Source organism: Massilia mucilaginosa (genome assembly GCF_011682145.1).
Classification (GTDB): domain Bacteria; phylum Pseudomonadota; class Gammaproteobacteria; order Burkholderiales; family Burkholderiaceae_D; genus Telluria_A; species Telluria_A mucilaginosa.
On sequence record NZ_WHJH01000008.1, the window covers coordinates 121029 to 136050 of the forward strand.

9 protein-coding genes are annotated in these 15022 nt (G+C 62.9%); 2 read left to right on the forward strand and 7 right to left on the reverse strand.

Annotated features, from left to right (window positions below):
• Window positions 1-98: 98 nt before the first annotated feature.
• From F2P45_RS10020 to F2P45_RS10050, 7 genes are all read right to left on the reverse strand, one after another.
• Window positions 99-305 carry a DUF6447 family protein gene (locus F2P45_RS10020; protein ID WP_166873628.1) on the reverse strand — a complete coding sequence of 69 codons (207 nt, stop codon included), beginning with the start codon at window positions 303-305 and terminating at the stop codon, window positions 99-101.
• Window positions 306-360: 55 nt separating this feature from the next.
• On the reverse strand, window positions 361-1707 hold the full coding sequence (locus F2P45_RS10025) for a TolC family outer membrane protein (protein WP_166873630.1): 1347 nt from the start codon (window positions 1705-1707) through the stop codon (window positions 361-363).
• Between the two features lies 1 nt (window position 1708).
• Window positions 1709-3064, reverse strand: coding sequence for an HlyD family type I secretion periplasmic adaptor subunit (locus F2P45_RS10030; RefSeq protein WP_166873634.1), 1356 nt, complete (start codon window positions 3062-3064; stop codon window positions 1709-1711).
• A 4-nt stretch (window positions 3065-3068) separates the two neighbouring features.
• Window positions 3069-4895, reverse strand: a complete 1827-nt coding sequence (locus tag F2P45_RS10035; RefSeq protein ID WP_166873636.1) for a type I secretion system permease/ATPase — start codon at window positions 4893-4895, stop codon at window positions 3069-3071.
• Between the two features lie 341 nt (window positions 4896-5236).
• On the reverse strand, window positions 5237-9517 hold the full coding sequence (locus tag F2P45_RS10040; protein ID WP_166873639.1) for a DUF4214 domain-containing protein: 4281 nt from the start codon (window positions 9515-9517) through the stop codon (window positions 5237-5239).
• A 134-nt stretch (window positions 9518-9651) separates the two neighbouring features.
• A complete protein-coding gene (locus tag F2P45_RS10045; protein WP_166873642.1) occupies window positions 9652-9945 on the reverse strand; it encodes a hypothetical protein in 294 nt (97 codons plus the stop codon).
• Between the two features lie 171 nt (window positions 9946-10116).
• Window positions 10117-11493 carry a FecR family protein gene (locus tag F2P45_RS10050; protein WP_166873645.1) on the reverse strand — a complete coding sequence of 459 codons (1377 nt, stop codon included), beginning with the start codon at window positions 11491-11493 and terminating at the stop codon, window positions 10117-10119.
• A gap of 294 nt (window positions 11494-11787) precedes the next feature.
• On the opposite strand from F2P45_RS10050, the gene F2P45_RS10055 reads away from it, so the two are divergent.
• Both F2P45_RS10055 and F2P45_RS10060 read left to right on the forward strand, forming a co-directional pair.
• The gene (locus tag F2P45_RS10055) at window positions 11788-13617 is read left to right on the forward strand and encodes a CHASE2 domain-containing protein (RefSeq protein WP_229505005.1); all 1830 of its coding nucleotides are present in this window, start codon (window positions 11788-11790) and stop codon (window positions 13615-13617) included.
• Window positions 13614-14948 (forward strand): tetratricopeptide repeat protein, encoded by a 1335-nt coding sequence (locus F2P45_RS10060; protein ID WP_166873650.1) that lies wholly within the window; start codon window positions 13614-13616, stop codon window positions 14946-14948. The genes F2P45_RS10055 and F2P45_RS10060 overlap by 4 nt, the downstream gene beginning before the upstream one ends.
• The last annotated feature ends 74 nt before the right edge of the window (window positions 14949-15022 follow it).

Sequence of the window (15022 nt, forward strand, 5' to 3'; positions counted from 1 at the left end):
CAAATAACGTTGCGCATTCTACATCATTGGATGCACCGGAGGAATCGCAGCACCCGCCCGCGGCGCCAGGACGGCGTCGCGGGTGGGTCCGGTGGGTCTTATTGCGCTGTTTTTGGCAGCAGATCTTTCAACACGCTCTTGTAGGTGCCGCGAGCGGTTTCGTAAATGGCCAGTTGGGCGTTCAGGCGCGCGATCTCCGATTCCACGTAACGCAGGTTGGTCACTTGCTGTTGCGCTTCCGGGGACAGATCCGACACTTTGTAGCTGACGCCGCCGGTGCTGATTTCAAGTTCGTTGGTGCTCATGTTTCCTCTTATGATAAAAATGGCCGGTGCCAGATGGCCGCCGGCTGGGGGTTGATCAGCGGAAGTAGGATGCGGTGCGCGTCACGTCGCTCGCGTCCAGGGTTCCGGCGGCTGCGCGCAAACGCAGCGACGCCATCATATAGTTATATCGCGCTTGTGCAAGGTCGCGCTTGGCCATGAACAGCTGTTGCTGGGCATTGAGCAAGTCGAGATTGATGCGCACGCCGCCCTTGATGCTCTGTTCGGTCGCCTTGATCAGCAGGTTGCTCGATTCCACCGCGCGGTTCAGCGCGTTGACTTTGGCAATGCTGCTCTGCACGGCCGAAAATTGCTTGCTCACTTCGATCAGGGTCTTGTCGGTCTTGCCCTGCATGTCGGCGCGGCTGCGTTCCAGGCCGGCCACGGCCTGGCGCGAGGTGGCGTTGACCGCGCCGCCCGCGTACAGCGGCACGTTGAGCTGGATGCCGATCGCGCGCACGGTCGAATCCTGGTTGAAGGTATTGATCGTTTCGGACGCGTTCTTGCTGTAGCTGGCAACGAAGTCCAGGCGCGGCGCATGGCCGGCGCGGGCTTTCAGGATTTCCTGCTTGGCCACTTCGAGCGAGGTGGCCTGGGCCTGGAGCTCCGGATTTTCCTTGAGGGCGATGGCTTTCCACTCGTCGACCCGGCTTGGCGACAGAGGCAGCATGCGGAAGGTGTCGTTCAGCCCGACCAGGTTGCCCGGATCGCCGCCGATGATGCCGGCCAGGGTGTTGCGCGCGGTGGACTGGTTATCTTTCGCTTCGATCAGGGTCGCTTCCGACAGTTCCAGGCGCGCCTGCACTTCGAGCACGTCGGTGCGGGTGCCTTCGCCATGCTTGAGCAGGCGCTGGTTGACCGCGCTCTGCTCGGTGTAAGCGTCGCGCTGGGCCGTATTGAGCGCCACCTGCTCGTCCGCGAACAGGGCGTCGAAATAGGCGCTCATGACGCGCAGCAGCACTTCCTGGCCGCGCACGCTGAACACCTGGTCGCTCAGCAGGGCCTGGGCCTTGCCCTGCTTGTAGCGCGCGTACGCGTCCACATTGAACAGGGCCTGGCGCAACTGGATGGTGGAGACCCGGCTGATGTATTCAGGGTGCGTCAGCGAGGTCGAGGTCTCGATATCGGCGCGGTTCTTGCTTGCGTTGTAATTGGCCTGCACGTTCGGCAGCAAGCCGGCGCGGCCGATGATCGCACTTTCCTTGCCGCTCTGGTTTTCATAGAAAGCCGCACGGTAGGCCGGGTCGTTCTGCAGCGCCCGCTCGTAAGCCTGCTGCAGATTGATGGCGGACGCGCCGGCGCTGGCCAGCATCAATGCGGCGGCAGCGGCGGCCTTCATGCGGCCCAGCGCGCTGATTCGGAACGCGGTAACTCGAAACGTCATCTTAATCCTCCGACAAAGCTGTCTTGGCGCGATCGAAAATCGGCTTGAACAGGTAATTCATCATCGTACGCTCACCAGTCTTGATGAACAATTCGGCCGGCATGCCGGATTGAATATCGAGCTTGTGCGAGGCAATCAGCTTGGCGCCTTCCGGCGTCACGCGGGCTTTGATCTTGTAGTATGGCATGCCGGTACGCTCGTCGACGGTACGGTCGGCCGAGACCTGGGTCACGATGCCCGGAATGTGCGGCGTCTTGTTGGTGTTAAAGGCCGAGAAGATGAATTCGACCGGCAGGCCGATCTGCACCTTGTCGATCAGGTTGACCGGCAACTGGCCTTCGACGACCATGGCATCCGAACTCGGCACGATATCCATCATGCGCGCGGCCGGCGCAACCACGCCCCCTTTGGTGAACAGCTGCAAGCCGACCACGATGCCGTCGACCGGCGCCTTGACTTCGGCATTGGCCAGGTCGAAATCCTGGGCCTGGATGCGGCTGGCCAGGGCGCTGGTTTCCTTTTGGACTTCGGCCAGCTGGGTGCCGACTTCTTTCTGGTAATCCTGGGTGCGGACGATGCGGCGCAGGCTCAGTTCCATCAGCTGGTTCTGGGCGCGGCTGATATTGCCGATATCTTCGGAAATTGTGCCTTGCACCGACATGAAGGTGCGTTCCATTTCCAGCAGGCGCGAGCGCGGAATGTAGCCATCCTTGGCCAGTTCGCGCATGCCGTCGAGCTGCTCCTTGATGATGGCGCCCTGGCTCTTTTTCGAGGCCATCGATTCCTGCAAGCCCTTGGTCTGCGCCTTGAGACCGGCGGCGTTTTCTTCCAGCGCGGCCAGTTCGTTCTTCAGGCTGGTCTGGCGCGACACCATCAGCTGGGTCTGCGCTTCCATGGCTTCCTTGGCGCGCGGGTCGTCCTTGTTATCGAGCAGTTCCTTGGGGAAGGTTGGCTGGGTCTTGCCGCTGCGCTCGGCTTGCAGGCGCGCTTCCGCCGCCAGCGCGCCGTAATACTGGGCGCGACTCATTTCGACGGCGGAACGGGCCACCGTCGGATTGATGCGCACCAGCACCTGGCCGGCCTTGACGTGGTCGCCATCCTTGACCAGGATGTCTTGCACAATCCCGCCGGTCAAATGCTGCACGGCCTTGCGGCTGGTTTCGGTGGCCACGGTGCCCGACAGCGGCACGCCGCGGTCGAGCGGCGCCAGCGAGGCCCAGAGGATGAAGCCAAGCACACCGACCAGCACGATGATCCAGCCCATGCGCGAATATTTTGCCGAATCGACACTGGCGACCTCGGGCACGACGTCGCGGGCGACCACGTCGGTGACATTTCTGGTTTGAATGTTGCTCATGTTCTTATTCCTTTTCCATTGTTACTGGCGCGCTAGCCTGGGGAGGCTGCGGCTGGCCCGGCTGCGGCTGGCCCGGCTGACCTGCCTGCCCTGCCTGGGCGGCCTGCTGCTGGCGCTGCTGCTGTTGCTGCGCTTCGATCAGTTTCTGGTTCGCTTCCTGAATCGCCTGCAATACCTGGGCGGTCGGGCCGAACATCTGCACCGCGCCGTCACGCAGCACCAGCAGCTTGGTCGAGACATTGATCGCGGCCGGACGGTGGGTGATCAGCACAATGGTCTTGCCGCGCTGGCGCATGTCCTGCACCGCCAGCATCAGGGCGTGTTCGCCCTGGTCGTCGAGGTTCGAGTTCGGTTCGTCGAGCACCAGCAGGGCCGGGTCGCCGTACATGGCGCGGGCCAGGCCCAGGCGCTGCTTCTGGCCGCCGGACAGGCCGGCGCCGCCGTCGCCGAGCACGGTGTCGTAACCATCGGGCATCTTCAGGATCATGTCGTGCACGCCGGTACGCTTGGCCGCCAGCACCACCTGCTCGGGATCGATCTCGCCGAAGCGGGCGATGTTTTCGCTGACCGTGCCGCCGAACAGCTCGATATCCTGCGGCAGGTAGCCGAGGTGCGGGCCGAGCTGGTCCTTGTTCCAGTGGTAGATGTCGGCGCCGTCCAGGCGCACTTTGCCGATGATGGCTGGCCAGACGCCGACCAGCAGGCGCGCCAGGGTCGACTTGCCCGAACCGCTGGGGCCGACCACGCCGAGCACGTCGCCCGGGGCGATGGCGAAGCTGACGCTCTTCAATACTGGCACGGTGGCGCCAGGAGGACCGGCGGTGATGTTGTCGATCAACAGATTGCCGGCTGGCGGCGGCAAAGGCATGCCTGGCTTGCGTTCTTCGTTTTCTTCCAGCAGGGCCGTCAGGCGCTCGTACGAGCTGCGCACGCCGGCGACCGATTTCCAGACGGCGATCACTTGCTGCACCGGCGCCATGGCGCGGCCGACCAGGATCGAGGCGGCGATCATCATGCCGGGGGTCAGTTTGCCTTCAATCACCAGCAAGGCGCCGAGGCCGAGAATGAGCGATTGCAGCGAGGTCTGGAAGAATTTGGTGATGGCGCCGACGGTACCGGCTTTTTCGCTCGCTTCGGCCTGCAGTTGCAGGAATTTGCTGTGGAAGCCGTACCAGCGCTTCTGCAGCGCCGGCAGCATGCCCATCGCTTCGATGACTTCGGCATTGCGCAGGTTATTGGTGGCCAGGTTGCCGGACACGATGGACATCGTGCTCGCTTCGGCCAGCGGCTTGTGCGAGACGCGTTCGTTGATGACCGCCAGGATCACCAGGATGATCGTGCCGCCCAGGGCGAACCAGCCCAGGATCGGCTGGAAGAAGAAGATGACCATCAGGTACAGCGGAAACCAGGGCGCGTCGAAGAAAGCGAACAGCGCGCTGCCGGTCAGGAACTGGCGGATGTTGGTCAGGTCGCTCAGGGCCTGGCCGGCATTGCCGCCGGCCTTCTTCAGATTGCGCTCGAACGCGGCGGTGTAGACACGCTTGTTCATCTTCATGTCGAAGCGCGCGCCGATCCGTACCAGGATCATGCTGCGCATGAATTCCAGGGCGCTCATGAGGACGTAGGCGCCCAGCATCAGCAAGGTCAGCATCAGGAGCGTGATCTCGTTCGAGCTGGCCAGCACGCGGTCGTAGACCTGGAGCATGTACAGCGACGGCACCAGCATCAGCAGGTTGGCGATCGCGCTGAACACGCCGACGGTATAGAAGGTGCCCTTAAACGCGAGCAATGCCTGCGTGATTTCGTTCTGCTTATCGAGAAGTTTTTTCATTAGAGACCAACACAATTCATTAGTAATTCACGAGGGGACAGCGCGGAAGGCGGCAAATTCCCGATCATGGCGAGCCCCGTGATTTGCGGCACGGCGGCAAGGACGACAGGGTGTCAAAAAAAATCCGCTTGGAAATGTGATGTGCATCACAAGATCGAAAGGTTAGCACAAAGCAGGTTTTTACACCAGAGAAGATTAACTGAACGCAGCATCGTTGCTGCGGCAAGGCCCGGCACGAACGGCGGGCGAATAAAAAAGGCCAGGCGGTGAAGCCTGGCCTTTCGCGTCGCTCGAAACCGCAAGCCGGAAGGCTTGCGGTTGCTTGCAAACTAGGTCAACTATTAACCAATGATCAGCGAACCAGCACCGAAGGTGGTGTTGAAGCTGGCGGTGTCGATGACAGTAACCAGATCGTTCGCAGCGTCAACACCGGTCAGGGTGATGGTGGTGGTGGTAGCGCCGTTGACCGAGCTCAGCGTGATGTTGCCATCGCCAGCAACAGCGTTGGTCACCGTCACGGTGCTGCCTGCGATAAACGCCATTACGTCACCATCGTTGAAGTTGGTGATGTTGGTCGTGTACGTACCAGCTGCCACGTTGAACTTGTGGTCGGTGAGAACAACTGCCGACGGATCAGCATCGGTGTTCGCATCGAACGAAGCAACGCTGCTGTTCACTGCAACTTGGTTCTTCGCAGCTGTGGCGTTGCTCAGTGCGTTAGCACCGAAGATCGCGTTGAAGGCAGCAGTATTGGCAACGGTATCGATAACGCTAGCCGACTGAACCTTGACGTTCTGCACCGCGCCACCGTTGGTACCGGTAACGATCAGTTCATTAGCGGTCGCACCAGGTGCGAACGACAGGATCGAAGCAGCATCGAAGACCAGCTTGTCGCCAGTAGCGAAGTTGCTGACAACGGCGTTGTAGGTCGAACCTGCAACGTTCGTTACGGTGATGGTCGCATCGACGTTGTTACCAGCGTTGATGGCGGTCGCGGTCGGGCTGATAACAAAGTTGCTGCTCGTTGGCGGGATGGTAACGATCGGAGCGAAGACCGATGCGGCGCCTTCGAGCAGATAGTAGTTAGGCGCCGACGAGTTGACGAAGTTAGCCTGGGACAGGGTCGACCACAGGTTTGCACCTGCCAGAGTCGACACGCCGCCGGTTGGCGTCGCTGCCAGATCGATCGTGCCTTCCAGAACAGCGGTAGCGCCTGCGCCGACAGCGTCAACGATCGAGTACACCGAACCGATGTTGGTGACGTCGTTCACAGCCACGTACACGTGCGTCTGTGCAGTGGTGTTAGCCGCGGTGTACAGAGCGCCGATGGCGGCAACGGTCAGTGGGGTAGCAGGCGACGTCGTGATGGTGATCGACTTGTCGCTCGCTGCGATGCCGCCCAGGGTCAGGCCGCCGATAGCGGTGAAGTCCAGGTGATCGACGCCAGCGCCGGTCACGTCGAAGTTGACGATCGTGTCGTTGCCGAAACCAGCAGCAAAGACAACGGTTTCGTTGTTCGAAACGGCGTAGTCAGCAGCCAAAGGCGCAACAGTTGCGGTTTCCTTGTTGCCCAGAACCACAACGTCATTGCCCGAACCCGGGGTGATGATGTTGTCGCTGATTGCCAGGCTTTCAGCGCCGGTCAGTGGAGCCAGGGTAGCAAAAGTACCGGCGGTGCTTTCAACGTAAGCGGTAGCAAAACGCGAAGCGTAGTCGGTGTTGAGGTTGAACTGGGCCACCGATGCTGCGATCGCGGCGTAGACGTCAGCGGTACCGAGCTTGTAGAAAGCCTGGTAAGCAGAGATGTCGGTCGCCGAAATGGTGCCCAGCGTCGTGGTTGGAGCAACCAGCGAAACGTTCAGGTCGCCAACAACGTGCAGGCCATCGCTCTTAGCGGTGACAACCAGCGAGTGCGCAGGACCGTCAGCAGCAACCAGCAGCTTGTTCAGCACTGCATTGTCGTTGATCGCAGCTTTGATTGCCTGGTTGATCTGCATGTCGGTCGACGAGTACTTGTTGGTCGAGCTGGTGTTAGGCACGTCAACAGTTACCGTGATGCCTTTGTAGGTGACATTCAGGCGGGTGTTGAAGAAAGCGTAGCTGTCATTCGCGTCCGAACGGATGTTGCCAACGAAACGGTCAGCGATGTCCAGCGGGTCTTGCTGGTTGGTCGTGTTGAACGCCCACACTGCGGTGGTCGGCGCAGCAGCGGCAACAGGAGCAACTGGCAGTGGCTGGTTCAGGTTGTTGGTACCGTAAGCATACGTGAACAGATTGGTCGCGCCGGTGTTTTCGCTGTAGACGGTGTCGTCGCCAGCGCCGCCGGTGATGCGGCTGTCGCCATCGCCCAGTTTGCGGATGGTGTCGTTGCCGTCACCGCCGTTGATGGTGATGTTGTTGTTCAGATCCTGGTTGCTGTTCCAGAACTGTGGCAGACCGCCACCAGCGACCGCTGGAACGATCGTCAGGGTCAGCGCGTCGTTGCCGGCGCCGCCGTCCATTTGGAACGTGAAGTCTTCCAGACCGCTCAGGATCTGGCTGCGGCTGCCTGCAACGCCAGCGTCCAGGTCAACGACGAGGGCGTCGTTACCGTTGCCGCCGATGTATTTGAAGGCGACATTGTCCAGTGCCGAATCGGCTTGGGTGTCGACTTTGTTGATGTACTTGGCAACAGCGCGGTTGGTGATGGCAGCGGTCAGTGCAACGTTACCGGCCATGACCGATGCGTCGACCAGACGGACGTCGTGGAAGCCATACTTGTCGCCGTGCTGCAGGCCACCGTTTTTGGTGTCGGTGCCTGGCAGCGGGGTGTCAACGCCCAGACCTGGCACGGTCACCAAACCACCGTTGGTTGGGGTACCGGCGGTAGGAACAGCGCCCAGGTTGGCATTGCCGTTAACAAACACGCCACCTTTGGTGACGCCATTAACGAAAATGACTTCTTCCAGGATGTTGTCGGTCGAGTTGATGGTTTGCACGCGGCTGGTGCGCTCGACGGTGATTTCGAAACGCTGTACGCCTTGCGAAGTCGAGGTGTCGCCGGTCGACAGACCACCGATGACCAGGTCGCCACCGTTCGAACCACGGCCCACGTCGTCCAGGATGACGGTGCTGGTGATTTTCGAAACGGTCGTGGTTGGGTTGCCCAGCAGAATTGCGGTGTGCAGACCGGAATTAGGTGGAACTGCAGCTTCGGTAACCCAGCCCGAACCGTTTGGCAGGCTCATACGGCCCGAACCATTGTTGGTCAGGACGATTTCAGTACCGGTTTGCAGACGGCCGCTGGCGGTATCCGAAACGGTGAAGGTGTTGCCTTCGCTAACTTCGAAATTCTGCAGGCCTGGGGTCAGCTTGACTGCGATCTTCAGTGCAGCCAGCAGTTCAGGGTAGGTTTGTGCCTGGTCGATGGCTTCCGAAGCGACGCGGATCAGATTGCCGTCGAGGGCGAATTTGAAGCCGTTGTACGGATTGTTCTGCAGCTTTGGATCGCCCAGATCGCTGGCTTTGGTGTCCATGACTTGCAGACGCAGGGTTGCGCCCGAATCAGTCACTGGAGCAGCGCGCAGGGAGTGCTGGTCGAAGTAGACGCCGAAATCGACGTTACCTGGATCGGTTTGCACCATGGCGATGGTGATGTCGCGGGTGATCTGCGAGTCGAGGATACGGATATCTTCGATCAGCAGGTCGGCGCGGCTGTTGTTGTCTTCCCAACGGTTAACACCAACGGTGCGGTCAGCGTCGATCTGGACTTCGCTGGTGCGCTGGGTGTTGTTGTCGGTAGCATCGCGCGAAACGGTTTGCGCGGTCAGGACGACGTTTTCAACGCCGGTCGTTTCTGGACGGAACGCGAAATCCTGCGAGTTGCCGATGTCGGCGCGCAGGGTGTCGTTGCCGCCGCCGCCGGTGATGTTGTCGCCGCCTTGCAGGGTGTTCTGGTTGTCGAAGATGGTGCCGACGAAGGTGTCGTTGGCATCGGTGCCGACCAGGGTGTCACGCATTTCGGTCAGGCGCAGGGTCGCGCCTGGGGTCGAGCCCAGAGCCAGGCTTGCCAGTACCGAGTTCACGGTAGCCTGGTAGACGGTTTCGTTGGTGGACGAGGTAACGTTAGCGATCAGCTTGCGTGCTTCGGCAGCAGCGAAGTCGCCGCTGTAGCCTTTGGCTTCGGCATCGGTGTCGATGGCGGCGGTGAAGTTGGTCGAAACCAGAACTTTTTTAGCCACGGTCAGTGCGTCAGCACCCTTAGCGTCGATAGCGCCGGTCAGGATGTTGTAGGCAGCTGCGCCCTTGCTCAGCGTGCCGCTGTCGATTTGTTTGGCCCAGTAAGCCTGGCCTTCTGCATCAGGAGCGCGACCGAACAGGTTCATGTAGACACCTTTCACGAAGTCAGCGGTCGAGCCAGGGTACAGGGCTGCGGACTCGGCGCTGTTGCCGAAGTTGTCCATCAGCTGTTTGACTTCGGCGTTGGTTTTGTATGCAAGAGCCAGACCAGCCGTGTCCGTAGGAGCTTTAGCAGCGGCCAGTGCGGCGGTCATGCTTGCCAGACCGGTCGAGTCAGCTGGACGGCCAAAATAGGAGAGGTAAAGTTCTTGTGCTACTTTTGTGTACTCGGTTGCTACGGCCATGATTGATCCTTTAGTTGAGCTTAGATATAACCAAATTTCTGCGGCCCGGGGGGGGTGAAACTACCTCGCCTGGGCCCTTTTTTGCAGAACAGGGAGTATATTGCCACATCGTGGGGCGCGGGTTGTGATCACCATCACAAATGACGGATTAATCCGCATTTTTTACTGAAATTTCGTGAATTTAATTTGATATCGAACATCTTTCTGCCTGTTTCTTGAGCAGATGCCTCCGAATCGGGCAATATTCGTCCGGATTGCGCGCCGCCGCTTAAATGACGCGGCAAGACAAGACCAGTGCCCGGATAATCTTCGGGATAATCCTCGGTTTCATTGAAAACCGGGCCTTGGGGATAATCCGGCGCCGCTGCGCCGCGCTGCACGAGGGGCGCGGCGCGGCGCGCGCAAGGGAAATCGGATAATACGGCCACGTTGGCCGATGCCCCCCCGCCGCGCCCTTATATATGTACGGCGCGCGCCCGGCTGCTATAAAGAAAACGGCCGCCATACAGGCAGCCGTTTTGCAAAGATAATCGTCGCGCCATCAGCGCCAATTAAGCCGGCGGCACCGCCCGCGAATACGGGACGGCGCAGCGCCGGCATTAACGCGCAAAGCGCGCATAGCCCTGGGCGGTAAAGCCCTGCGGATTCCAAATCTCTCCATTAATGCTCTTGAAGATGATTTCGGCACCATTGGCTTTGTCGCCGCCGGTCAGGTAACCATGCACGGCGGTGTTGGAGTCCTTGTTGTGAGCGAGCGTGCCGTTGGACCACACTTCGCCGACAGCGCGCACCCGCAACTCGCCTTCATGGCTGCTGACCAGCATGCTGGTGTCGAACTTCTGGGTGCCGAAATTGACATTCAGGCTGCCGTCCTTGATCACCGCCGCCTGCGCGTCGCCGCCTTTGCGCATCAGGCTGGCCTGTCCTTCGGCCAGCGCAAACGAGGCCTTGCCTTCCGACGGCAGGACCATGGTGGCGTCGAGGCGCCGCTTCATCGCGAACGAGCCGACGCTTTTCCCGCCGTCATAGGCCGGGTTGGTCAAACGGGCCACCACTTCCGGATCCGATTCGGTTCCGGCGATGCGCTCGTAGCGGCCCCAGAGCACCTCGGGGCCTTTCGGCACCTCCGGCACCGGCACCTGCACCACCGGCGGCACCGGCGGCAGCGTGGGGGCGACCGGCGGCTTGTTGGCCTGGTTCAGCTGGTTGAGCTGGTTGATGGTGTCCTTCTTGGCTTCCAGATAGACGATCGTGCCGGCCGTGACCGGTACCGTGGTGGTGGCCCCGGAGATGCGCCCGTTCGGCTCGTCGCTGCGCGGCGGCACGGCCTGGTCGGGGCTGGCGCCAGGATTGTTCAGCAGCTTGGGCACGTTCTGGCCCTTCTCGACCTGCAACAGCATGCCCGGCTGGCCGGCGAACAGTTCGCGGCTGGCGCGCCCTTCGCAGGGGCCGCCGCCTTCCGGTCCGCAGGCGCCGGCAAAACCGCTCACCACCACGCCGCCGGAGACCACCGCGATGCGCGTGGTCAACTGGTCGGTCGAGACGATGAAGTCGGTGCCGCGCACGCCAATCGCCGCCACCGGCGTATTGAAGCGGAAATTCTGGCGCGACAGCTTGACGCCCTGGCCGGAAATACTGCGCGCCACGCCGTTGAGCAATTCGAGCTTGACCCGGGTGTTGGCCGGATTGGCGGCATCGACCTTGTAGGCGATGATGCGCGCGCGGCTGTTGGGGCGCAGGATCAGGAAGCCGCCGTCGACGGTCTTCATGTACACGTAACCCTGGGCGCCGGTACTGATGTCGTCGCCTTCCTGGACGGCCGCGTCGAGCACGGCGGCCTTGCTGGCCAGCTGCACCTCGCCGGTGACGAACACCACGCGCGCAGCCTCGGCGGCGCCAGCTTGCCCGGCAGCGGCCAAGGATAGCGCCAGCGCAACGGACAGCGTACGGAATGTGACAATGGATTGATTAAACATAAATTCTCCCTTGGTACGGATTATGCGCCCGCAAAACGCTCGAAAATGTGTTGCACGTCACATTATTGCATTCGGATACAATTCTGAGACGGATCAGCAACATCTCTTGCGTCCCCTTGGCGCGTATTATCAGGCTCGCCCCTCGTGCGCGCGCAAAGCTTGTGAAGAAAGAAATGTTGCAAAAACACTTGCCTGGGTAGGTTTACGGCCTGTCTGGCGTTATACTTGCGTAATTTTCCAAGTCGTCAACTTGCGCCGGGAGCAACATCCCGATGCGCCGGCACGACATACTCATTGGTCCACTTGCGCTCCTTTTCTCCCCCTCCGCTGCTGCACCTGTCGATTCCGCTGGCGGCGCTGATGCTGGCCGTCTGGGCGCAGCTGCCGCGCGGCGCCTCGGGCCTGGACGCCGCCGACGAATGGCTGCGCGACCGCTTCGTGGTGGCGCAGGCGGCCGATACGCCCGAGCCGCGCATCCTGGTGGTCGATATCGACGAGACCAGCCTGGCGGCGCATCCCTGGCCGTGGTCGCGCGAGCGCCTGGCCGAGCTGGTGGAAACCCTGATCGGCGACGGCGCGCGCGCGGTCGCGCTGGACATCTTGCAAGGCGAGCCGGGCGACCCGGCCGGCGACATGCGGCTGGCCGTGCTGGCCCGGCAGGGCCCGCTGGTACTGGCCCAGCTGTTCGACTACGAACAGCGCCCGCAAGCGCTGCGTTTCGGCCGCCCCGCCGGCGGCACGGCGGCCCCGGCGGCGGACGGCGCGGTGCCGGCCTACGGCTTCATCGCCAACCATGCCGGGCTGGCGCAGGCCCCGCATGTGGGCAACATCGGCGTGCGTCCCGATCCCGACGGCGTGCTGCGCCGCGTCCCCATGTATACCTGGTTCGAACAGCGCCGCTTTCCGACCCTGTCGCGCGCGCTGCTCGACTGCTGCGCCGCGCCGGCCCCGGCGGCGGCGAGCGCCAGGAACGATGGCTACCAGCGCGTGCCGTTCAGCCGCTCGCTCGACGCCTACACCGTGGCCAAGGCCGGCGAAATCCTCGACGGCCAGGTCGACCCGGCGCTGGTGGCCGGGCGCCTGGTGCTGATCGGCTCGTCCTCCCTGAGCATCGGCGACCGGGTCGCCACCCCGCTCGGGCGTTCCAGCCCCGGCCTGCTGGTGCACGCCTCGATGCTCACCACCCTGCTCGACCAGCAAGCCGGCCTGGCCCCGGCGCCCTGGCCCGGACGCCTGATGGCGGTGCTGTTCGCCAGCGTGGTCGCGGTGCTGGCCGGCTACACCTTCGCGCGCCTGTCGGCCGCCGTGAATGTGCTGATGCTGGCCTTCGCGTCGCTGACCTGGGTCATGCTGGCCTACGGCCTGGCGGCCCACGATCCCGATTTTTCGGTCAGCGGCCCGCTGCTGTCGATCGCGTTCCTGCTGGCGGTGGGCGTGCCCTTCCATTGGCAGCTGGCCCAGTCCGGCTCGCGCCGCCTGCTCGACACCATGCGCCGCTACGTGGCCGGGGAAGTGGTCGACGAATTGCTGCGCAGCGGCCTGAAAGACCCGCTCGCCCCGCGCCAGTTGCAGGTGACCACCCTGATCGCCGACATGGAGGGCTACACCTCGCAGGTGGAAGCGCTGCCGGTCGAAGAAGCGGCCAGGCTGACCACCGATTTTCTCGATTGCCTGACCCGCCCGGTGCTGGAGAACAAGGGCACGCTCGATAAGTACACCGGCGACGGCCTGGTCGCCTTCTGGGGCGCGCCGATTCCGAACGACAAGCACGCCGACCTGGCGCTGGACGCGGCCGCGCGCATCCTGCGCGAAGTGGCCATCCTGAGCGCGACCCGGGTGCGCGCCGGCGGCCAGCCGCTGCGCGTGCGCATCGGCATCGAAAGCGGGCTGGCCATGGTGGGCGACTACGGCACCTCGTTCCGCAGTATTTACACGGCGGTCGGCGACAGCGTCAACACCGCCTCGCGCCTGGAACAGGCGGCGCGCGATTTTCCGCACGATGTGATCATCGGCCAGGGCACGGTCGGCTACGCCACGCGCCACCGCTTCCTCAGCCTGGGCCGCCACGCGCTGCGCGGCAAGGAGCATCCGATCGAGCTGTACACGCTGGAGCAGCTGGCATGAAGCGCCCGCCCTGGTCGTCGCCGCTGCCGGCCATGCTGCTGGCGCTCGCCGCGCTCGCCCCCGCCCGGGCCCAGCAGGGGGATGCGGCGGAAACCAGTGCGCCTGAAACGAGCGCGCCGGCGCCGGCCGAGGCAAGCACGGCCGACACCCCGGACGCGCTCAGCGACGAACAAGTGGCCCAGGAAGAAAAACTCTACCTGGAAGCGCTGCGCTCGCTGTCCGAAGGGCGGCCCGACGAAGCCACCAACAAGCTCAGCCGCCTGCTGGAAAAGAACGCGCTGCACGCCGGCGCCTGGCTCGACCTGGCCATCAGCCATTGCGAACTGGGTAACAAGGCCGAGGCCGAGCGCCTGTTCGAGCAGATCGAACAGCGTTTCCATCCCTCGGCCGCGATCCTGGAGCTGATGGCGCACTACCGCGCCTCGGGCTGCAAGGGCCAGCGTACCGCCGCGCGCTCGATGTCGTTCAAGCTCGGCGCCGGCTACGACACCAACGTCAACCAGGGCTCGAGCAGCAGCACGGTCGAAATCGGCAGCGCCGGCGCCTTGAAAACCTATACGCTGTACGCGGAATCGCGGCCCCGCGCCGATCATTTCAAGGTGCTCTCGGGCGACTTCAACCAGCCGATCGGCAGCCGCGGCATGCTCCTGATCGCCCAATTGCGCGCCTTGCGCCACAGCGAGGTGCGCACCCAGGACAGCGATTCGGCCCTGCTCGGGCTGGAACGCCCGTGGAGCGGCGCCGGCTGGACCGGCCGCGCCACCGCCGCCTACGGCCTGGTCAGGCTGGGCGGCGAGCTGTACCAGCGCCAGGCGCAGGTGCTGCTGCGCGCCGTGCCGCCGGTCGACCTGGGCGAATCGCTCGGCTGGTCGCTCAGCGCCGGCTACAGCACGGCCATCTACCCGACCCGGCGCTATTACGATGCGCGCACGCTCGACCTGGGCACCAGCCTGGCCGTGCGCAGCAAGAAATCGACCCTGGTGCTGTCCAGCGGCCTGCTGGCGGACCAGGGCAAGGAGGGGCGCCCCGGGGGCGACCGCAGCGGCTGGTACGGCGGCGCCAATCTGGTCGCGCTGCTGGGCGACAAGGCCATCGCCGAACTGGGCGCCTCGCGCCAGTCGTGGCGCGGCGCGCGCATCTACTCGAAGGACTTCATCGAGATCAAACGCGACCAGGACACCCATGTGCTGCGCGCCAGCCTGCTGTTCCCGGTCGGCACCCACAGCGCCCTGCAAATGGAAGTGCGGCGCACCTTCAATCGCGAGAACATTCCCCTGTTCCAGTACGACAGCCGCTGGTTCCAGTTCAGCTGGCGCACCGACAACTGGTAAGATACCGCTCCAGCACGTCTGCTGGCGCTGGCACGGCATACCCGGGCGCCGGCGGACCGACTGTTGATGTGGAT